General features: G+C 73.0%; 18 protein-coding genes. 16 read left to right on the top strand and 2 right to left on the bottom strand.

Annotated elements, in window-relative coordinates; translation table 11 throughout:
* The first annotated feature begins 22 nt into the window (after positions 1 to 22).
* Together menD and ELX43_RS14530 are read left to right on the top strand one after the other, a co-directional pair.
* Positions 23 to 1,705 (top strand): 2-succinyl-5-enolpyruvyl-6-hydroxy-3-cyclohexene-1-carboxylic-acid synthase, encoded by a 1,683-nt coding sequence (menD, locus tag ELX43_RS14535; RefSeq protein WP_127784040.1) that lies wholly within the window; start codon positions 23 to 25, stop codon positions 1,703 to 1,705.
* A 72-nt stretch (positions 1,706 to 1,777) separates the two neighbouring features.
* Positions 1,778 to 2,353 (top strand): GAF domain-containing protein, encoded by a 576-nt coding sequence (locus ELX43_RS14530; RefSeq protein WP_127784039.1) that lies wholly within the window; start codon positions 1,778 to 1,780, stop codon positions 2,351 to 2,353.
* Positions 2,354 to 2,402: 49 nt separating this feature from the next.
* On the opposite strand, the gene ELX43_RS14525 is transcribed toward ELX43_RS14530, so the two are convergent.
* Positions 2,403 to 3,671 carry an isochorismate synthase gene (locus tag ELX43_RS14525; protein WP_206518027.1) on the bottom strand — a complete coding sequence of 423 codons (1,269 nt, stop codon included), beginning with the start codon at positions 3,669 to 3,671 and terminating at the stop codon, positions 2,403 to 2,405.
* Between the two features lie 95 nt (positions 3,672 to 3,766).
* On the opposite strand from ELX43_RS14525, the gene ELX43_RS14520 reads away from it, so the two are divergent.
* The 3 genes from ELX43_RS14520 to ELX43_RS14510 all read left to right on the top strand — a co-directional run bounded on the left by ELX43_RS14520 (position 3,767) and on the right by ELX43_RS14510 (position 6,862).
* Positions 3,767 to 4,243: a DUF3592 domain-containing protein gene (locus tag ELX43_RS14520; RefSeq protein WP_346773856.1), complete on the top strand. Its 477-nt coding sequence runs from the start codon at positions 3,767 to 3,769 to the stop codon at positions 4,241 to 4,243.
* Positions 4,244 to 4,253: 10 nt separating this feature from the next.
* Positions 4,254 to 4,940, top strand: a complete 687-nt coding sequence (locus ELX43_RS14515; protein WP_127784038.1) for a demethylmenaquinone methyltransferase — start codon at positions 4,254 to 4,256, stop codon at positions 4,938 to 4,940.
* 242 nt (positions 4,941 to 5,182) lie between these two features.
* Complete coding sequence (locus ELX43_RS14510; RefSeq protein ID WP_127784037.1) at positions 5,183 to 6,862, top strand: cytochrome bc complex cytochrome b subunit; 1,680 nt, start codon at positions 5,183 to 5,185, stop codon at positions 6,860 to 6,862.
* Between the two features lie 141 nt (positions 6,863 to 7,003).
* On the opposite strand, the gene ELX43_RS14505 is transcribed toward ELX43_RS14510, so the two are convergent.
* Positions 7,004 to 8,272 carry a geranylgeranyl reductase family protein gene (locus ELX43_RS14505; protein WP_127784036.1) on the bottom strand — a complete coding sequence of 423 codons (1,269 nt, stop codon included), beginning with the start codon at positions 8,270 to 8,272 and terminating at the stop codon, positions 7,004 to 7,006.
* A gap of 185 nt (positions 8,273 to 8,457) precedes the next feature.
* Between ELX43_RS14505 and ELX43_RS14500 the strand changes: the two genes are divergently transcribed.
* From ELX43_RS14500 to nuoK, 11 genes are all read left to right on the top strand, one after another.
* Entirely contained in the window at positions 8,458 to 8,823 is a 366-nt protein-coding gene (locus ELX43_RS14500; protein WP_127784035.1) for an NADH-quinone oxidoreductase subunit A, read from the top strand.
* A gap of 33 nt (positions 8,824 to 8,856) precedes the next feature.
* On the top strand, positions 8,857 to 9,444 hold the full coding sequence (locus ELX43_RS14495) for an NADH-quinone oxidoreductase subunit B (RefSeq protein ID WP_127784034.1): 588 nt from the start codon (positions 8,857 to 8,859) through the stop codon (positions 9,442 to 9,444).
* Positions 9,445 to 9,581: 137 nt separating this feature from the next.
* Complete coding sequence (locus tag ELX43_RS14490) at positions 9,582 to 10,241, top strand: NADH-quinone oxidoreductase subunit C (RefSeq protein ID WP_241249933.1); 660 nt, start codon at positions 9,582 to 9,584, stop codon at positions 10,239 to 10,241.
* Complete coding sequence (locus ELX43_RS14485; RefSeq protein WP_127784032.1) at positions 10,238 to 11,785, top strand: NADH-quinone oxidoreductase subunit D; 1,548 nt, start codon at positions 10,238 to 10,240, stop codon at positions 11,783 to 11,785. The genes ELX43_RS14490 and ELX43_RS14485 overlap by 4 nt, the downstream gene beginning before the upstream one ends.
* Positions 11,782 to 12,585 (top strand): NADH-quinone oxidoreductase subunit NuoE, encoded by an 804-nt coding sequence (nuoE, locus tag ELX43_RS14480; RefSeq protein ID WP_127784031.1) that lies wholly within the window; start codon positions 11,782 to 11,784, stop codon positions 12,583 to 12,585. Before ELX43_RS14485 ends, nuoE begins: the two co-directional genes overlap by 4 nt.
* Positions 12,582 to 13,907 (top strand): NADH-quinone oxidoreductase subunit NuoF, encoded by a 1,326-nt coding sequence (nuoF, locus tag ELX43_RS14475; RefSeq protein WP_127784030.1) that lies wholly within the window; start codon positions 12,582 to 12,584, stop codon positions 13,905 to 13,907. The genes nuoE and nuoF overlap by 4 nt, the downstream gene beginning before the upstream one ends.
* Positions 13,904 to 16,357 carry an NADH-quinone oxidoreductase subunit G gene (locus ELX43_RS14470; protein ID WP_127784029.1) on the top strand — a complete coding sequence of 818 codons (2,454 nt, stop codon included), beginning with the start codon at positions 13,904 to 13,906 and terminating at the stop codon, positions 16,355 to 16,357. Before nuoF ends, ELX43_RS14470 begins: the two co-directional genes overlap by 4 nt.
* Complete coding sequence (gene nuoH, locus ELX43_RS14465) at positions 16,354 to 17,769, top strand: NADH-quinone oxidoreductase subunit NuoH (protein ID WP_127784028.1); 1,416 nt, start codon at positions 16,354 to 16,356, stop codon at positions 17,767 to 17,769. The genes ELX43_RS14470 and nuoH overlap by 4 nt, the downstream gene beginning before the upstream one ends.
* Entirely contained in the window at positions 17,756 to 18,316 is a 561-nt protein-coding gene (gene nuoI, locus ELX43_RS14460; RefSeq protein ID WP_127784027.1) for an NADH-quinone oxidoreductase subunit NuoI, read from the top strand. The genes nuoH and nuoI overlap by 14 nt, the downstream gene beginning before the upstream one ends.
* Positions 18,316 to 19,164, top strand: coding sequence for an NADH-quinone oxidoreductase subunit J (locus ELX43_RS14455; protein WP_241249088.1), 849 nt, complete (start codon positions 18,316 to 18,318; stop codon positions 19,162 to 19,164). The genes nuoI and ELX43_RS14455 overlap by 1 nt, the downstream gene beginning before the upstream one ends.
* Positions 19,161 to 19,460, top strand: coding sequence for an NADH-quinone oxidoreductase subunit NuoK (gene nuoK, locus ELX43_RS14450; protein ID WP_127784026.1), 300 nt, complete (start codon positions 19,161 to 19,163; stop codon positions 19,458 to 19,460). The genes ELX43_RS14455 and nuoK overlap by 4 nt, the downstream gene beginning before the upstream one ends.
* The last annotated feature ends 49 nt before the right edge of the window (positions 19,461 to 19,509 follow it).

Below are 19,509 nucleotides of genomic sequence, written 5' to 3'. Positions count from 1 at the left end.
CATCTCTGCCAGTCTCTCTGGTGTGAATCCGTCTTCCGTGCAGGCTCAGGTGCTCGTGGACGAGCTGGTGCGTGGCGGCGTGCGCGAGGCGGTGCTGTGCCCCGGCTCGCGCAACGCCCCGCTGTCCTACGCGCTGCACGAGGCCGACCGCGCCGGGCAGCTGCGGCTGCACGTGCGCATCGACGAGCGCAGCGCCGGCTTCCTCGCCCTGGGCCTGGCCCGCGCGTCGGCCACCCCGGTGCCGGTGTGCACCACCTCCGGCACTGCGGTGGCCAACCTGCACCCGGCGGTGCTGGAGGCCTCGCACTCCCGGGTGCCGCTGGTGGTGCTCAGCGCCGACCGGCCGCCGGAGCTGCTGGGCACCGGGGCCAACCAGACCGTGCGCCAAGACGCGATGTTCGGCGACACGGTGCGCCTCGGGGTGACGCTGAGCCCGGCCACCGACAACCCGGGCCCCCAGCACGAGACCGGGCAGAACGCGCGCTGGCGCTCGGCGGTGTGCCGTGTGCTCGCCGCGGCCACCGGCGCTCGCGACGGCAACGCCGGACCGGTGCACCTCAACGTGGGCCTGCGCGAGCCGCTGGTGCCGGACGGGCCGCTGGGCCCGGTGCCCTGGCCAGGTCGCGCCGACGGCGGGCCCTGGTCGGCGGTGGCCCCGGCCCGGGTGGACGCCCCCGTGGACGTCGACCTGTCCGTGCCCACTCTGGTGGTGGCCGGCGACGGGGCCGTGGCGCTGCCCGAGCTGGCCGCGGTGCCCACGGTGGCCGAGCCCTCCGCGCCCGCCCCGGTGCTGCCGGTGCACCCGCTCGCGCTCGGCGCGACGGCACGGCTGCGCCCGCAGCAGGTGGTGGTCACCGGCCGGCCCACCCTGCACCGCCCGGTGCTGAGCCTGCTCGGCGCTGACGACGTCGCGGTGCACGTGGTCACCCAGGGCACCGCCTGGACCGACGTCGCCGGCACCGCTCGCTCGGTGGGCACTCGGGTGGTGGCTCGCGGCGCGCCCAGCCAGGAGTGGACGCAGGGCTGGGCCCGCGCCTCCAGCGCGGCCGAGCAGCACGTGGCGCAGCAGCTGACGACCTGGCTGGCGGCCGGCTCCGCCACCGGACTGCACGTGGCCCGGGTGGTGGCCGACAGCCTGCGCTCGGGCGACCTGCTGGTGCTGGGCTCGTCCAACCCGGTGCGCGACGCCGCCTACGCGGGGCTGCCCAAGCCGGGGGTGCGGGTGCTGGCCAACCGCGGGGTGGCCGGCATCGACGGCACGGTGTCCACCGCTCTCGGGGCTGCGCTGGCCCACGCCGCGGGCCACCACGTGCCGGGCTCGCGCACCGTGGCGCTGATGGGTGACCTGACCTTCCTGCACGACAGCGGGGGGCTGCTCGCCGGGCCGCAGGAGCCGCGCGCCGACCTGACCATCGTGGTGCCCAACGACGACGGCGGCGGCATCTTCGGGCTGCTGGAGCAGGGTGCGCCCGAGCACGCCGGTGCCTTCGAGCGGGTCTTCGGTACTGCGCACGGCACCGACCTGGGCGCGCTGTGCGCCGCGCACGGGGTGGCCCACCGCCGGGTGGACCTGGTGGAGCTGGCTGCGGAGCTGGTCGAGGCGCCCCGAGGGGTGAGCTCGCCCAGGCTGCGTGTGCTGGAGGTGGCCACCACGCGGACCGACCTTCGCGTCCTGCACAGCCGGTTGCGCGTTCCGACCACGTGAACCGCCCGGGGGTGGCACGGTCGTGAGATTGCGGTGAGACTGGGAGGGGCACCCAAGCAGTTGGAGAGCCCCGTGAAGAGCAGCACCGCTCCCGTCACCCCGCGCACCCGGATCGCCGCAGTCGACGTCCGACCCTGGGAGAACGTCACCGAGACCGCCACCGACGTCCTGACCATGCTGCGCGAGAACGTCGGCCTCGACGTCTGGATGCTCAACCGCCTGGACGGTGACATCCACACCACCGTCGCGGTCTACCCGGAGGGCCTGGTGCGCCCCGGCATGTCGCTTCCCTGGGGAGCCACCTTCTGCCGGGTCATGGTGGCCGGCGAGGCCCCACAGGTCGCCTCGGTGGTCTCCGCCGTGCCCGAGTACGTGGTGCTGCGCGAGGAGCTGACCCGGCTGGGGCTGGAGCGGATGGGGATGCCCGGTGCGTACGTGGGGGTGCCGGTGCGGCGTGCCGACCAGACGCTCTACGGCACCCTGTGCGGCTACGCCCGTCGCGCCCAGTCGCCCAACCTGCGGCGGCAGCTGGGGCTGGTGCGCTTCGGCGGCCAGGTGCTGGCCACCGCGCTGGAGGGGGTGCCCCCGGCCAAGACGCCGCTGCCGGTGCCCTTCCCCGCGGCCGACCTGCTCAAGGACACGCTGTAGCTCCGGGCTTCAGCCCTCGCGGGCTGGGGTCTGCGCGGTGCGGGCCGGGCTACTGCTCCGCCTGCAGCGCGTCGCGCACCGCGGAGAGCTTGGCGTCGGTCTCGTTGACCTCGTCGTCGGGGTCGGACTCGGCCACGATCCCGCCGCCGGCGAACAGCCGTGCGCGGGGCCCCGCGATCTCCGCGCTGCGCAGGGCTAGCCCCAGCTCACCGTTGCCCGCGGCATCCACCCAGCCGACCGGGGCGGCGTAGCGGCCGCGGTCCATGTCCTCCAGCTCGGCGATCAGCGCGGTGGCCGCGCTGGTGGGGGTGCCGCCCACCGCAGCGGTGGGGTGCAGGGCCTCGGCCAGCTCCAGCACACCGGCCCCGGAGCGGGCCAGCCGCGCCCGCACGGTGGTGGACAGGTGCGCCACGTTGGGCAGCTGCAGCACCTGCACGTCGTCGGCCTGCACCTCGGTGCACACCGAGCGCAGCGACTCCAGCAGCGAGGTCACCGCGTACCGGTGCTCGCTGGTGTTCTTGGGCGAGGCCAGCAGCTCGGCGGCCAGCTCGGCGCTGGTGCTGTCCGGCCGAGGCCAGGTGGTGCCCGCCAGCACCCGGGAGGACACCTCCTCGCCCTGCAGGCGGACCAGCAGCTCGGGCGTGGCGCCGACCAGCCCGTCCACGGCGAAGGTCCAGCACTGCGGGTAGCTCCGGGCCAGCCGCGCCAGCACGTAGCGGGAGTCCAGCGGCGCGGCGGCCTGCAGGTGCAGGTCGCGGGCCAGCACCACCTTCTGCAGCTCACCGCCGCGGATGCGCCGCACCGCCTCGGCCACCGCGCCCCGCCAGCGGACCACGGAGTCGGTGCCGGCGGGCTGGTGCAGCCCGCGCGGCGCCGTGACGGGCACCACCGGGCCGGCCGCGGACACCGCGTCGACCCCGGGCGCTCCTGCGCCGGCGTCGATCTCGGTGATCCAGGTGCGTCCGTGCCGGCGGCCCACCACCACCTGGGGCACCACCAGCGCGGAGCTGCCAGGGGAGTCGGAGAAGGCCATCGAGGCGAACGCCACCAGCCCGGAGCCCGGGGCGCCCACCTCGTCCTGCACCTGGGCACGGGCGCACAGCTGCTGCCACCACTGCGCGGCGTCGCGGTAGCGGGAGGCGCCGAAGGTCTGCACCCGCGCCGCCTCGCCCCAGCCGACCAGGCCGTCGCCGTCACGCACCCACGCGCACACGCCGTCGGGCGTGGGCAGCAGGTCGAGGAGGTCCCCGCGGAAGCTCGGCAGCAGCCGGGTGCGCACCACCATCAGCCGTGCGGGCGCGTCGGGGGCAGGAATCACCGGTTCAGCGTAGGAGTCGCCCACGCGTGATGTTGCCCCCGCCCCGAGCCGCCGCCCCCGACCTGCGCGACCACAGCCGGTTACTCTCGCCCCTCGTGAGCAACCGGACCCTGACGCGCCTGCGCCGCACCATCGTCGTGCTGGCTCTGGCGGTGACGGCCATGGCCGTGCTGATGGTCGCCGGTGCCGTGCGCAACGACGTCACCATCGGCCGGGACGAGGGACGGGCCACCGCGGACGTGCTCTCGGTCACCCCGGTGTTCGCGGCCATCAGCTTCATCACCCCCGACGGTGTCACCCACAGCCCCAAGCTGGGCGTGCTCTACCCCACGGGCCTGTCCGCCGGGCAGCGCATCGACGTGGAGTACTCCCTGGCGGACCCCGACCTGGTGCGGGTGGCCGGACGCAACGCCGGCCTGGCCCTGCTGCCCGCGGGCTCGTTGGTGGTGCTGGCGTGGGGGGTGGCCGGGGGACTGCTGCTGGTGCTGCGCCGCGTCGCCGGTCCTGGCAGCGGTGCCCGGCACTCCGGCACAGGTCCCTCTGGCGGCTCCGGCCGCACCGACCCCAGGTAACGTCTCCGGGGTGGCAAGAGCTGGGCTCGACAAGAATCCGCGCGACGTGGCGGTGATGTTCGACGGCGTCGCCAAGCGCTACGACCTCACCAACTCGGTGCTCTCCTTCGCCCAGGACCGCCGTTGGCGCCGCCTGACCCGGGAGGCCCTCGCGCCGCAGCCGGGCGAGCTGGTGCTGGACCTGGCCGCGGGGACCGGAGTGTCCACGGTGGAGCTGGCCCGCTCCGGCGCCTGGTGCGTGGCCACCGACTTCTCCCAGGGCATGCTGCGGGCCGGTGCCTCCCGGGGCGTTCCGATGGTCGCCGGCGACGCGCTGCACCTGCCCTACGCCGACGAGGTCTTCGACGCGGTCACCATCTCCTTCGGGCTGCGCAACGTGGTGGCGCACGAGCAGGGCCTGGCCGAGCTGGCCCGGGTGACCAAGCCCGGCGGTCGGCTGGTCATCTGCGAGTTCTCCACCCCCACCTGGACGCCGTTTCGCACCCTGTACCTGGAGTACCTGATGCGCGCGCTGCCTGCGGTGGCCCGCACGGTGAGCAGCAACCCCGATGCCTACGTCTACCTGGCGGAGTCGATCCGGGAGTGGCCCCACCAGGCCGAGCTGGCGGCGCAGATCCAGGCCGCCGGCTGGGGCTCGGTGGCGTGGCGCAACCTCACCGGCGGCATCGTGGCGCTGCACCGCGCGGTCAAGCCCTAGCGGTCCGGACCGGCTGCGCACGCTGCGTGCGCGGTCTCAGCCCTGCCGGGCGGTAGCGACCTCGCTGTCCGGTTGCGGGGTGGTTGAGAGGTGCATCCGCCCAGTTCAGGCGTGATTTCTCACCCGGCGCCTGGCCGTGGGCCGGGGTTACCGTGGAGTGGTCGCTGGCGGGTCCAGCAGCGCAACAGCGCGTGGTCGGCGGCGCAGCTTTGCCGGGTGAACCTGCGTTCAGGAGCCGCACCATGACCAACCGCGCCACGACCGACCGCGCCCACGCTGATCAGGGCGAGTCCAAGGCCCAGCGTCGCCTGGCCGCCCAGGCCACCTGGACCGACGAGCGATACCACCTCGCCGGCGGGATGCGCCGGCAGATCAACAAGGTCTTCCCGCACCACTGGTCGTTCCTGCTCGGCGAGATGGCGCTGTACAGCTTCATCATCTTGCTGCTGAGCGGGGTGTACCTGTCGTTCTTCTTCGACCCGTCGATGGCGGAGGTCACCTACGACGGGGTGTACGGCCCGCTGCGCGGGGTGGAGATGTCGCGGGCGTACGAGACCGCGCTGAACATCTCCTTCGACGTGCGTGGCGGGTTGTTCATGCGCCAGATCCACCACTGGGCGGCGCTGCTGTTCCTGGCCGCCATGGTGGTGCACCTGCTGCGGATCTTCTTCACCGGCGCGTTCCGCAAGCCCCGCGAGGCCAACTGGGTCATCGGGTCGCTGCTGCTGGTCCTGGGCATCGTGGAGGGCTTCGCCGGCTACTCCCTGCCCGACGACCTGCTCTCCGGCACGGGCCTGCGGATCGCCGGAGCCATCATGCTGTCCATCCCGGTGATCGGCACCTGGGTGCAGTGGCTGGTCTTCGACGGCGAGTTCCCCGGCACCATCATCATCGACCGCTTCTACATCGCCCACGTGCTGCTCATCCCGGGCATCCTGCTGGCCCTCATCGCCGCGCACCTGGCACTGGTCTGGTACCAGAAGCACACGCAGTTCCCCGGGGTCGGCGCCTCGGAGAAGAACGTGGTGGGGGTGCGCATCGTGCCGCTGTTCGCGCTGAGCGGCGGTGGGTGGTTCGGCATCGTGTTCGGCGTGCTCGCCGGCATGGGCGGCCTGCTGCAGATCAACCCGATCTGGAACCTGGGGCCCTACGACCCGTCACAGGTCTCCGCCGGCTCGCAGCCCGACTGGTACATGGGCTTCACCGACGGGGCGGCGCGCGTCTTCCCGCCGTGGGAGATCTACCTGGGCAGCTACACCATTCCGCAGCCGTTCTTCGTCGCGCTGCTGCTGGGCGTGGTCCTCGGGCTGATGTTCGCCTACCCGTGGATCGAGCGCCGGCTCGCCCATCCCGACAACCTGCCGCACAACCTGCTGCAGCGACCGCGGGACGCCCCCGTCCGCACCGCGCTGGGGGCGATGGCCGTGGCCTTCTACGTGGTGCTGCTGCTGTCCGGTGCCAACGACATCATCGCGCTGAAGTTCGACATGTCCATCAACGCGCTGATCTGGGCCGGCCGCATCGGGCTGCTCGTGGTGCCGCCGGTGGCCTACTGGATCACCTACCGCTACTGCGTGGGGCTGCAGCGCTCCGACCTGGAGGTGCTGCAGCACGGGGTGGAGACCGGCATCATCCGGCGGGACACCAACGGCGCGTTCGTGGAGGTGCACCAGCCGCTCGGCGAGGTGGACCGCTCCGGGCACCCGGTTCCGCTGGAGTACCAGGGAGCGCCGGTGCCCAAGCGGATGAACAAGCTGGGCATGGCCGGCGTGCCGGTGCCGGGCACCCTGTTCACGCCGGACCCCACCGACGAGCAGGACCAGGTGATGCACTCCGAGCGGGCGTCCCGTCGCGAGGAGCAGGAGGAGCTGTCGGGCATCCCGGAGGCGGGCGGAGGGAGACCGTCCGAGCCCCGCGAGTGATACAGCACCGAGCCCCGCGAGCGATACAGCACCGAGCCCCGCGAGCGATGCAGCACCGAGCCCCGCGAGCGATGCAGCACCGAGCCCCGCGAGCGATGCAGCACCGAGCCCCGCGAGCGACCCCGGGGAGCCGCTGTCCGGTCAGCGCCGCAGGTCGTCGGCAGGGAAGGGCGGCCGGGCGTCCAGCCGGACCGACGCGCGCCCGGCCAGCCGCCACGCTCGCGCGGTGAGGTCGCGGTCCTCGTCGGTCACCAGGTTGCCCATCACCCGCAGCGCCGCGGTCATCAGCGCGGTGGACCGCATGCCCACCGGCCCGGCGGCGGGCAGGAACCGTGGCAGGGTGAGCAGCCCGGCGAGCCGGCGGGCGATGGAGAACGCGGTGCCGTAGTGCCCGCGCAGCAGCGCCGGCCAGGCGAGGGAGAGGTCGACGGTGTCGGCGAGCAGGTCGGCGACCAGGCGGCCGGTCTCCAGCCCGTAGTCGATGCCCTCGCCGTTGAGCGGGTTGACGCAGCCGGCAGCGTCGCCGATCAGCGCCCAGTTGGCCCCGGCCACGTGGGACACCGCGCCGCCCATCGGCAGCAGCGCCGACGCCACGTGGCGCACTGGCCCCTCCAGCTCCCAGTCCGCGCGCCGGGCCTCGGCGTAGAGGTCCACCAGGGCCCGCAGCCGCACGGCGGCGGGGCGCTTGGCGGTGGCCAGGGTGCCCACCCCGAGGTTCACCTCGCCGTTGCCCAGCGGGAACACCCAGCCGTAGCCGGAGAGCAGGTTGTGCTCGGCGTCGCGCAGCTCCAGGTGCGAGGAGATCCACTCGTCGTCGCTGCGCCCGGAGCGCACGTAGCTGCGGGCGGCCACGCCGTAGGCGGTCTCCTGGTGCCACTGCCGACCCAGCACGCGGCCCAGCGACGAGCGGGCGCCGTCAGCGACGACCAGGCGCCGGCAGGACACCTCGTGGGTCGCCCCGTCGGCCAGCCGGAAGCACACTCCCGACACCCGCGACCCGTCCCGCACCACGTCCACCGCCCGCGCGCCCTGCAGCTCGGTGGCACCGTCGGCCACCGCCACGGCGCGGATCCGGTCGTCCAGCTCGGTGCGGGGCACCGCCGAGCCGTGGCTGGGCAGCGAGCCGCCGGGCCACGGCAGCAGCAGCTCCTGGCCGAAGCCGGCCGCCCGCAGCCCGCGGTTGGTGCCGTGCGCGGCCACCCACTCGCCCAGCCCCAGCCGGTCGAGCTCGGCGATGGCTCGTGGGGTGAGCCCGTCCCCGCACGTCTTGTCCCGCGGGAAGGTGGCGGCGTCGGCCAGCACCACCTCGGTGCCGGCCCGGGCAGCCCACGCGGCGGCGGCGGAGCCGGCGGGTCCGGCGCCGACCACCAGCACGTCGGTGGAGCGAGGAAGGGCTGCGGAATCTGGCATCGGACCAGTATCCTGCCCGCCCCCGACCAGGCGAGATGGGGCCTCCACGACACGGAATGTGGTTTAGATCACCCCTACTGGCGTTCTGGGCGAATGCTCTGCGTACTGTGAGGTGCGTCATGTGGTGAGCGTCGCTTTTGCGGAGGCGACGGTTCGGTGGCACTGCCGAAAGGGGGCGGTTGGCGATGCTCGATCCCTACATCCCGCTCGTCGTCATGGCCGCGCTGGCAGCGGCCTTCGCGCTCTTCTCGGTGGCGGTGGCACCGTTCGTCGGGCCCCGCCGCTACAACCGGGCCAAGCTCGACTCCTACGAGTGCGGCATCGAGCCCTCGCCGCAGCCGGTGGCCGGCGGCGGGCGCATGCCGGTGGCCTACTACCTCACCGCGATGCTGTTCATCCTCTTCGACATCGAGATGGTCTTCCTCTACCCGTTCGCGGTGTCCGCCGATGCCATCGGGCTCTTCGGCGTGGTGGAGGTGGTCCTGTTCATCGGCACGGTGGGCATCGCCTACGCCTACGTGTGGCGCCGCGGCGGGCTGGACTGGAACTGACCGTGGCCGGACCTGAGAGTGGCGGAGGCAAGCATGGGACTTGAGGAGAAGCTGCCCAACGGGATCGTGCTGGCCAGCGTGGAGAAGCTGGTCAACTGGTCGCGCAAGAGCTCGGTGTGGCCGGCGACCTTCGGGCTGGCTTGCTGCGCCATCGAGATGATGACGGTGGGCGGCTCCCGCTACGACCTGGCCCGCTTCGGGATGGAGCGCTTCAGCGCCACCCCGCGCCAGGCCGACCTGATGATCGTGGCCGGCCGGGTCACCAACAAGATGGCCCCGGTCCTGCGCCAGATCTACGACCAGATGCCCGAGCCGCGCTGGGTGATCGCCATGGGCGTGTGTGCCTCCTCGGGCGGGATGTTCAACAACTACGCGGTGGTGCAGGGCGTGGACCACGTGGTTCCGGTGGACATCTACCTCCCGGGCTGTCCGCCGCGGCCGGAGATGCTCATCGACGCCATCCTCAAGCTGCACGCCACGATCATGGACGAGCCGCTGGGCCCCGTCCGCGCCGCCGAGCGGCTGGCCAGCGGCAGCAGCACCGAGATGGTGCCGTCCTCGGTTCGCTACGCCAAGGGCTACCGGGCCTCCGCCGAGCAGCCCACCCAGGGACAGCTGTGAGCACGCCCGGCCAGGGTGTTCCGGAGCCCACCGACGTCGCCGAGCACGGCGGCCTGGCCTCCTCCGGCCACAGCGGCGGCGCCGAGGAGGAGCGGCAGGAGCGCGGCGGACTGGTGGCCGGCCGCGCCAGGCAGGGCATGTTCGGCATCCGTGGGTCGGGGGACACCTCCGGCTACGGCGGCCTGCGGCTGCCCGCCTACAGCCCGGCGCCGGCGCAACGGCCCTACGGGGGCTGGTTCGACCAGGTCACCGACGACCTGCTGGCGGCGCTGGCGCAGCGCGGGCTGGACCAGGCGGTGCAGCAGGTGGTGGTCGACCGCGGCGAGATCACCTACTACCTGCGCCCGGACACGGTGCTCGAGGTGTGCCGGGTGCTGCGCGACGAGCCCGCCCTGCGGTTCGAGCTGTGCTCGTCGGTGTCCGGCGTGGACTACGGGTTCGACGGGGACCAGCCGGTGGACCAGCGGCTGCACGTGGTCTACCACCTGGCGTCGATGACTTTCCGGCACCGGGTGCGCCTGGAGGTGGCCCTGGACGTGCCCGGCAGCGGGGGAATGAGCGAGCACCCGCACCTGCCCAGCGTGGTGCAGGTCTACCCCACCGCCGACTGGCAGGAGCGGGAGGTGTGGGACATGTTCGGCATCGTCTTCGACGGTCACCCCGGGCTCACCCGCATCCTCATGCCCGACGACTGGGCCGGGCACCCGCAGCGCAAGGACTACCCCCTGGGCGGGATCCCCGTGGAGTACAAGGGTGCGGAGATCCCCCCGCCCGAGCAGCGGAGGGCGTACTCATGAGCCGGGACACGAGCTCCGAGCGGGACACCAGTCCCGAGGCCGAGCGGGACACCACCCGGCCCGGCACCTCCGACACCGGCGGCGCGGACACCCGGCAGGCGGCGGAGGGCACCGTGCCCGACTCCGGCGGCGGCCAGTCCCGCGCGGACGGCTCGGCCACCAGCACCACCTACGACACCCACACCACCACCGCCACCGACGAGGGTCCGCAGCCCAGCCCGGCGGGGGAGCGCCAGACCACCGAGGGCCGCGTCTACACCGTCACCGGCGCGGACTGGGACACCTTCACCGACGACCTGGCCGCCGACTCCGACATCGGCGCCGACGAGCGCATCGTCATCAACATGGGCCCCCAGCACCCGTCCACCCACGGCGTGCTGCGCCTGGTGCTGGAGCTGGAGGGCGAGACGGTCACCCAGCTGCGCTCGGTGATCGGCTACCTGCACACCGGCATCGAGAAGAACATCGAGGCCCGCACCTGGACGCAGGGCACCACCTTCGTCACCCGCATGGACTACCTGTCCCCGCTGTTCAACGAGACCGCGTACTGCCTCGCGGTGGAGAAGCTGCTGGGCATCGAGGTGCCCGAGCGGGCGCAGGCCGCACGGGTGCTGCTGATGGAGCTCAACCGCGTCGCCTCGCACCTGGTGTACCTGGCCACCGGCGGCATGGAGCTGGGCTCGTCCACCGCGATGACCTTCGGCTTCCGCGAGCGGGAGACGGTGCTGCACCTGCTGGAGGAGCTCACCGGGCTGCGGATGAACCACGCCTTCGTCCGCCCCGGCGGCATCGCCCGCGACCTGCCCGCCGGCTTCGAGAAGAAGGTGGCGGAGTTCCTGGTGGAGATGCGGCGCCGGCTGCCCGAGTACGACACCCTGCTCACCGGCCAGCCGATCTGGCGCAACCGGCTGGAAGGGGTGGGCTACCTGCCGCTGGACGGCTGCCTGGCCCTGGGCGTCACCGGGCCGGTGCTGCGCTCGGCCGGCCTGGCCTGGGACCTGCGCAAGATCGAGCCCTACTGCGGCTACGACAGCTACGAGTTCGACGTCCCCACCGCCACCGAGGCCGACTGCTTCGCCCGCTACCGGCTGCGGGTGCAGGAGATGCGGGAGAGCCTCAAGCTGGTGGAGCAGGCCACCGACCGCCTCGCCGGGCTCGCCGGCCAGCCGGTGATGGTGGCCGATCGCAAGATCGCCTGGCCCGCGCAGCTGTCGGTGGGCAGCGACGGGCTGGGCAACTCCCTGGAGCACGTCCGCACGATCATGGGCCAGTCCATGGAGTCGCTGATCCACCACTTCAAGCTGGTCACCGAGGGCTTCCGGGTGCCGCCGGGGCAGGTCTACACCTCCATCGAGTCCCCGCGCGGCGAGCTGGGCGTGCACCTGGTCTCCGACGGGGGCACCCGGCCGCTGCGCGCCCACGTGCGCGACCCCAGCTTCGTGAACCTGCAGGCCATGCCCGCGATGAGCGAGGGTGGCCTGGTCGCCGACGTCATCGCCTCGGTGGCCTCGCTCGACCCGGTGATGGGAGGAGTGGACCGATGAGCCAGGCGCAGCGGCACGAGGCAGGGTTCCCCGGCGCACGGGATCCGGGTACCGGGGATCCGGGCGCAGGGGATCCGGGTACCGGGGAGACCTTCGACGCGCTCACCCACGACCGGGCGCAGGAGATCATCGCCCGCTACCCGCAGGCCCGCTCCGCGCTGCTGCCGATGCTGCACCTGGTGCAGAGCGTGCAGGGCTGGGTCAGCCCCGACGGTATCGCCTTCTGCGCCGACCACCTCCACCTCACCCCCGCCGAGGTGCGCGCGGTGGCCACCTTCTACACGATGTACAAGCGGCGCCCGTGCGGCGAGCACCTGGTGAGCGTGTGCACCAACACCTTGTGCGCGGTCCTCGGCGGCGACGACATCTACCAGGCACTGCAGGCCGAGCTGGGCCAGGACGGGGCGCTGCTGGGCCACGAGGAGACGGCCGGCGTTCCCGGTGCGCCCGGATCGATCACCCTGGAGCACGCCGAGTGCCTGGCCGCCTGCGACCTGGGCCCGGTGCTGCAGGTGAACTACGAGTACTTCGACAACCAGACGCCGCAGACCGCGCTGGAGCTGGTGCGGGCCCTGCGCAGCGGACAGCGCCCCGACCCGAGCCGGGGAGCGCCGCTGACCGACCTGCGCGACGCCGAGCTGCAGCTGGCCGGGTTCTTCACCAGCGACCCGGAGCTGCACGGACCGTCCGCCGCCCCGGAGACGCTGCGCGGCGTGGTGCAGGCCCAGGAGAACGGCTGGCAGGCCCCCGCCCTGCCGGACAGTGCTCCCCCGCTTCCCGTCCCGGAGAAGAAGTCATGACCGATCCGCTCACCCCGGTCCTCACCCGCCGCTGGTCCTCCCCGCGGTCGTGGACGCTGCAGACCTACGCCGAGCTGGAGGGCTACACCGCCCTGCGCACCGCGCTGGCCGCCGAGCCCGACCAGCTGATCGAGCTGGTCAAGGCCTCCGGGCTGCGCGGACGCGGCGGGGCGGGCTTTCCCACCGGGATGAAGTGGGGCTTCATCCCGCAGGCCGCGCCCGGCCAGCTCAGCGGGCCCGCGGCCAAGCCCAAGTACCTGGTGGTCAACGCGGACGAGGGCGAGCCCGGCACCTGCAAGGACATCCCGCTGATGATGACCGACCCGCACTCGCTGATCGAGGGCGCCATCATCACCAGCTACGCCATCCGGGCCAGCTTCTGCGCCATCTACGTGCGCGGGGAGGCGCTGCACTGCATCCGGCGGCTGCAGCACGCCGTGAACGAGGCCCGGGCCGCCGGCTACCTGGGCACCGACATCCTGGGCTCGGGCTTCGACCTGGAGATCGTGGTGCACGCCGGCGCCGGTGCCTACATCTGCGGCGAGGAGACGGCGCTGCTGGACTCGCTGGAGGGCCGTCGCGGCCAGCCCCGCCTCAAGCCGCCCTTCCCCGCCACCTCCGGGCTCTACGCCAGCCCCACCGTGGTGAACAACGTGGAGACCATCGCCACCATCCCGTTCATCGTCAACGGCGGCAGCGACTGGTTCCGCAGCATGGGCCGGGAGAAGTCGCCGGGACCCAAGATCTTCTCGCTGTCCGGGCACGTGGAGCGACCCGGCCAGTACGAGGTGCCGATGGGCACCACGCTGGGCCAGCTGCTGGAGCTGGCCGGCGGGATGAAGGACGGGATCCCGCTGAAGTTCTGGACGCCGGGCGGCTCCTCCACCCCGCTGCTCACCGCCGAGCACCTGGACGTGCCGCTGGACTTCGAGGGCGCGGTGGAGGCGGGCACCATCCTGGGCACCACCGCGGTGCAGGTGTTCAACGAGACCGTCAGCGTGCCGTGGGCGGTGATGAAGTGGACCGAGTTCTACAAGCACGAGAGCTGCGGCAAGTGCACCCCGTGCCGGGAGGGCACCTACTGGCTGGAGCAGGTGCTTCACCGGATGGTGGCCGGCCGAGGCACCCCCGAGGACGTGGACACCCTGCTGGACGTGTGCGACAACATCCTCGGCCGCAGCTTCTGCGCGCTGGCCGACGGCGCCGTCAGCCCGATCACCAGCGGCATCAAGCACTTCCGGCAGGAGTTCCTCGACCTGTGTGCCGCCCAGCCCGGCGGCGGCCCGTCCCCAGACCCGCAGCTGGCAGGAGCCCTCCGATGACCGTTGCGCAGGACAAGCCCGCCGCCGAGCCACCGCCGGTGCCCGAGGGGCACGTCCGCCTGGAGATCGACGGTGCGCAGGTCGACGCGCCCAAGGGCGAGCTGATCATCCGCACCTGCGAGCGTCTCGGCATCATCGTGCCGCGCTTCTGCGACCACCCGCTGCTCGATCCCGCGGGCGCCTGCCGGCAGTGCCTGGTGGAGGTGGAGATGGGCGGGCGGCCCATGCCCAAGCCGCAGGCCTCCTGCACCATGACCGTCGCCGACGGGATGGTGGTGCGCACCCAGCACAGCTCGGACGTGGCCAAGAAGGCCCAGGCCGGGATCATGGAGCTGCTGCTGATCAACCACCCGCTGGACTGCCCGGTCTGCGACAAGGGCGGGGAGTGCCCGCTGCAGAACCAGGCCATGGCCCACGGGCGCACCGAGTCCCGCTTCACCGAGACCAAGCGCACCTTCCCCAAGCCCGTCCCCATCTCCACCGAGGTGCTGCTGGACCGGGAGCGCTGCGTGCTCTGCCAGCGCTGCACCCGCTTCTCCGAGCAGATTGCCGGCGACCCGTTCATCGACCTGCTCGAGCGCGGCGCCCACCAGCAGATCGGCACGGCCAGCGGGCACCCCTTCCACAGCTACTTCTCCGGCAACACCATCCAGATCTGCCCGGTGGGTGCGCTCACCAGCGCCTCTTACCGGTTCCGCTCGCGGCCCTTCGACCTGATGTCCACGCCCGGGGTGTGCGAGCACTGCGCGTCCGGCTGCGCCCAGCGCACCGACTGGCGCCGCGGCACGGTGCAGCGCCGCCTGGCCGGGGCCGACCCGGAGGTGAACGAGGAGTGGACCTGCGACAAGGGCCGCTTCGGCTTCGGCTACCTCACCGACGACCAGCGCATCACCACGCCGCTGGTGCGCGGCACTGACGGCGTGCTGCACGAGGCGTCCTGGACCGACGCCCTGCGCACCGCGGCCGAGGGGCTGCTGGCCGCCCGGGACTCCGGCGGGGTGGGCACCCTGGCCGGTGGTCGGCTCACCACCGAGGACGCCTACGCCTACGCCAAGTTCGCCCGCCTGGCGCTGCACAGCAACGACGTGGACTTCCGCGCGCGCCGGCACTCCGCCGAGGAGCAGGACTTCCTGGCCGCGCACGTGGTGGGCAGCACGCCGGACACCGGCGGGGTCACCTACGCCGACCTCGAGCACGCCCCCGCGGTGCTGTGCGTGGCGCTCGACCCGGAGGAGGAGTCGCCCATCGTCTTCCTGCGGCTGCGCAAGGCCGTGCACCAGCACCAGGCCGTGGTGGCGCACCTAGGCTCCTGGGTCAGCCCCGCCGTGGCCAAGACCGGCGGCCGGCTGGTGCCCGCGGTGCCGGGCGGGGAGGTGGCGGCCCTGGAGCAGCTGGACACCGAGCTGGGGCAGAGCCTGTCCGCCGACGGCGCGGTGCTGCTGGTGGGCGAGCGGGCCGCCGAGGTGCCGGGCCTGCTGACGGCCGTGCTGGCCCTGGCCACCCGCACCGGTGCGCGACTGGCCTGGGTGCCCCGGCGCGCCGGGGAGCGGGGCGCGCTGGCGGCCGGGGCGCTGCCCACCCTGCTGCCCGGCGGCTTCGCGGTGACCGACCCCGCGGCCCGGGCGCACTGCGAGCAGGTCTGGCGGCTCGCCCCGGGTACCCTGCCCACCGAGCCCGGCCGCGACACCAGCGCCATGCTGGCCGCGGCCGCTGCCGGTGAGCTGGCCGGGCTGGTGGTCGGCGGCGTGGAGCTGGGTGACCTGCCCGATCCCGCGCTGGCCCGCCGCGCCCTGGACGGTGCGCAGTTCGTGGTCAGCCTGGAGCTGCGCCGCAGCGAGGCCACCGAGCGGGCGGACGTGGTGCTGCCGGTGGCGCCGGCGGTGCACAAGGCCGGCTCCTACCTCGACTGGGAGGGCCGCGAGCGCCCCTTCCAGACCACGGTGGACGGCAGCACCCTGCTGCCGGACTGCCGGGTGCTGGACACCCTCGCCGTGGAGATGGACGTGGACCTGTTCACCCAGACCCCCGCCGCCGCCGCCGGCGAGCTGCGCCGGCTGGGCGCGGCGCACCACGGCCAGGCTCCGCCGCCACCGCACGCGCCGAGCCGACCCGCGGCCCGGCCGGGAGTGGGCCAGGCGGTGCTGGCCACCTGGCGGCGGCTGCTGGACGACGCGGCACTGCAGTCGAACGAGCCGGCGCTGGCCGGCACCCGGCGCCCGGCCCGTGCGGTGATGTCGCCCGCGACCGCGGCCGGCCTCGGCGCGCTGGCCGGTGACCTGGTGGCCCTGGCCGACGGCCACGGTGGCACCACCCTGCCGGTCGAGCTGGCGGAGGTGGTCGACGGCGTGGTGTGGATACCGGGTGGCACCGGCCTGCGCTCCGGTCACGGTGACGTGGTGTCGGTGGCGGTCGCCCCGGTCGGGGAGCCGCACGAGGGGCTGCGGGCATGATCCGCGCGGAGGGCGGGCTGGTCACCCCGGGCACCGAGGTGCTGATGGACGACCCGATCTGGTTGGTGCTGGTCAAGGTCGTCGGCGTCTTCGTCCTGCTGCTGCTCATGACGCTGCTGATGATCTGGTGGGAGCGCCGGATGATCGGGCGGATGCAGAACCGGTACGGGCCCAACCGCACCGGCAAGTTCGGGCTGCTGCAGTCGCTGGCCGACGGGCTCAAGCTGGCGTTCAAGGAGGACATCCGGCCGCTGCTGGCCGACAAGTGGGTCTACTTCCTGGCGCCGGTGATCTCCACCGTTCCCGCGTTCGTGGCCTTCTCGGTCATCCCGCTCGGCGGCGAGGTCTCGATCTTCGGCGAGCCCACCCTGCTGCAGGTCGCTGACCTGCCGGTGGGGGTGCTGGTGATCCTGGCCGCGTCCTCGGTCGGGGTGTACGGCATCGTGCTGGCCGGCTGGTCCTCCGGCTCGCCCTACCCGCTGCTGGGCGCGCTGCGCTCGGCGGCGCAGGTCATCTCCTACGAGATCGCGATGGGCCTGTCCATCGTGGCGGTGGTGCTCTACACCGGGTCGCTGTCCACCGCGGCCATCGTCGGCGCGCAGGCCGACCGCTGGTTCGTGGTGGTGCTGCTGGGCAGCTTCGCGGTGTACGTGGTCTCCATGATCGGGGAGACCAACCGGGCTCCGTTCGACCTGGCCGAGGCCGAGAGCGAGCTGGTCGGCGGCTTCCACACCGAGTACTCGTCGCTGAAGTTCGCGCTGTTCTTCCTGTCCGAGTACGTCAACATGGTCACCGTCTCGGCGCTGGCCACCACCATGTTCCTGGGCGGCTGGCGGGCGCCGTGGCCGCTGTCGGCGGTGGGCGACGGGGTGCTCAACACCGGCTGGTGGCCGCTGCTGTGGTTCCTGGTCAAGACCATCGGCTTCCTGTTCCTGTTCATCTGGCTGCGCGGTGCCCTGCCCCGCTTCCGCTACGACCAGTTCATGGCGCTGGGCTGGAAGGTGCTCGTGCCGTTCAGCCTGCTGTGGATCGTCGCGGTGGCCACGGTGCGGGCCCTGCAGCGCAGCGAGGACGTCTCCGCCACCACGATCCTGGTCATCGGCGGCGTGGGGCTGGTGATCCTGCTGGCCGTGGCCTTCCTGGTGCCCGACCGCTCGGTGCCCGACGACGACGGGCAGCCGCCGGTGGTCGGGTCGTTCCCGGTGCCGCCGCTGGACCTGGTGGTCCCGCCGCACCCGGGGATCGCGCGGGCCGAGCAGACGGCCGTCAGCGGCCCGGCCGCCGACGTGCCGGCCCAGCCCGGGGCGCTGCGGGCGAAGCGCCGCGGCCGGGTCTCCGCCCGCTCCGACCAGCCCGACCCCGATCCCGCCCCGTCCGGCACCAGCAGGGAGGACCGCCATGGGTCTGCTTGACCCGGTGAGGGGCTTCGGCCTCACCTTCGCGACGATGTTCACCAAGGCCGCCACCGAGCAGTACCCGGAGGAGGTGAAGATCCCCGCCAAGGGCTACCACGGCCGCCACCAGCTCAACCGGCACCCGGACGGGCTGGAGAAGTGCGTGGGCTGCGAGCTGTGCGCCTGGGCCTGCCCGGCCGACGCCATCTTCGTGGAGGGTGCGGACAACACCGACGCGGTCCGCTACTCGCCCGGGGAGCGCTACGGCGCGGACTACCAGATCAACTACCTGCGCTGCATCGGCTGCGGGTTGTGCGTGGAGGCGTGCCCCACCCGGGCGCTGACCATGACCCCGGTGTACGAGCTGGCCGAGAACAACCGGCAGGCGCTGATCTACACCAAGGAGGACCTGCTGGCGCCGCTGCTGGCCGGCATGGAGCAACCCCCGCACCCCATGCGGCTGGGCGAGGACGAGCAGGACTACTACGTCAACGGCCCTCGCCTGGCCCGGGAGCCCGCCGAGGGTGAGCCGACCGTGCGCGGCCCCGGGACGGGGCGGGCGTGATGGGCGGCACCGCCATGACCACCACCCTGCTGGCCCAGGGCGCCAGCGGGGTGAGCACCGGCGAGGCGGTGGTGTTCTGGATCCTCGGCCCGCTCGCCCTGGCCGGTGGGCTGGGCATGGTGCTGGCCCGCAACGCGGTGCACTCGGCGCTGTTCCTGGCCATGAGCATGCTCAGCCTCGGGGTGCTCTACCTGGTGCAGCAGGCCCCGTTCCTGGGCTTCGTGCAGATCATCGTCTACACCGGCGCCATCATGATGCTGTTCCTGTTCGTGCTCATGCTGGTGGGCCGCGACGCCTCGGACTCGGTGGTGGAGGTGCTGCGCGGGCACCGGCTGGCCGGCATCGGCCTGGGGCTGGGCTTCGCGGTGCTGGTGGTCGCGGCGCTGGCCCGCGCCCTCACCGACGTGCACGCCACCGGGCTGACGGCCGCCAACGACGCCGACGGCGGCAACGTCGGGCAGATCGGCCGGCTGCTGTTCACCGACTACCTGTTCCCCTTCGAGCTCACGTCCGCGCTGCTGATCACCGCCGCCCTGGGCGCGATGGTGCTCGCCTACGTCGGCAGGGGCGCGCAGGACAAGTCCAGCCAGCGCGAGCGGGTGGTGGCTCGGCTGCGCGGCGACCGCATCTCCCCGCTGCCCGGGCCTGGGGTGTTCGCCACCACCAGCTCCGTGGCCACCCCCGCCCTGCTGCCGGACGGCTCGGTCGCCCCGGAGTCGATCTCGGCGATCATCGAGGCCACTGCCACCGAGCGGCTCACCCGGGACCTCGCCCAGGTCCGCAGCCGCCACGACAGCCGCGACCCGCACCAGCTCACCGGCGACGGCACGCGGGAGGAGGAGCAGTGACCCCGGCCTACTACCTGTTGCTGTCGGCGCTGCTGTTCGCGGTCGGCGCCGTCGGGGTGCTGGTGCGCCGCAACGCCATCGTGGTGTTCATGTGCATCGAGCTGATGCTCAACGCGGTGAACCTGACGCTGGTCACCTTCGCCCGCATCAACGGCAACCTCTCCGGCCAGCTCATGGCGTTCTTCGTCATGGTGGTGGCTGCCGCCGAGGTGGTCGTCGGGCTCGCGATCATCATGGCGATGTTCCGCTCACGCCGCTCGGCCTCGGTCGACGACGCCAGCTTGCTGAAGTACTGACGGGGGCGGGGACGGATGAACGGGACACACGCAGCGGTGGACGCGCTGG

The sequence above is a fragment of the Rhodococcus sp. X156 genome (assembly GCF_004006015.1).
Taxonomy (GTDB): Bacteria; Actinomycetota; Actinomycetes; order Mycobacteriales; family Mycobacteriaceae; genus X156.
Note: the sequence above shows the minus strand (reverse complement) of the source record. Positions and strands in the feature narration are given on the sequence as shown.

Bases quoted from the DNA above. Each gene is read 5' to 3' on its own strand.
- ELX43_RS14505 (WP_127784036.1), bottom strand. From the start codon at position 8,272: ATGCCAGATTCCGCAGCCCTTCCTCGCTCCACCGACGTGCTGGTGGTC.
- ELX43_RS14470 (WP_127784029.1), top strand. From the start codon at position 13,904: ATGACCGTTGCGCAGGACAAGCCCGCCGCCGAGCCACCGCCGGTGCCC.
- ELX43_RS14485 (WP_127784032.1), top strand. From the start codon at position 10,238: ATGAGCCGGGACACGAGCTCCGAGCGGGACACCAGTCCCGAGGCCGAG.
- nuoH (WP_127784028.1), top strand. From the start codon at position 16,354: ATGATCCGCGCGGAGGGCGGGCTGGTCACCCCGGGCACCGAGGTGCTG.
- ELX43_RS14490 (WP_241249933.1), top strand. From the start codon at position 9,582: ATGTTCGGCATCCGTGGGTCGGGGGACACCTCCGGCTACGGCGGCCTG.
- ELX43_RS14510 (WP_127784037.1), top strand. From the start codon at position 5,183: ATGACCAACCGCGCCACGACCGACCGCGCCCACGCTGATCAGGGCGAG.
- nuoF (WP_127784030.1), top strand. From the start codon at position 12,582: ATGACCGATCCGCTCACCCCGGTCCTCACCCGCCGCTGGTCCTCCCCG.
- nuoI (WP_127784027.1), top strand. From the start codon at position 17,756: ATGGGTCTGCTTGACCCGGTGAGGGGCTTCGGCCTCACCTTCGCGACG.
- ELX43_RS14495 (WP_127784034.1), top strand. From the start codon at position 8,857: ATGGGACTTGAGGAGAAGCTGCCCAACGGGATCGTGCTGGCCAGCGTG.
- nuoE (WP_127784031.1), top strand. From the start codon at position 11,782: ATGAGCCAGGCGCAGCGGCACGAGGCAGGGTTCCCCGGCGCACGGGAT.
- ELX43_RS14455 (WP_241249088.1), top strand. From the start codon at position 18,316: ATGGGCGGCACCGCCATGACCACCACCCTGCTGGCCCAGGGCGCCAGC.
- ELX43_RS14500 (WP_127784035.1), top strand. From the start codon at position 8,458: ATGCTCGATCCCTACATCCCGCTCGTCGTCATGGCCGCGCTGGCAGCG.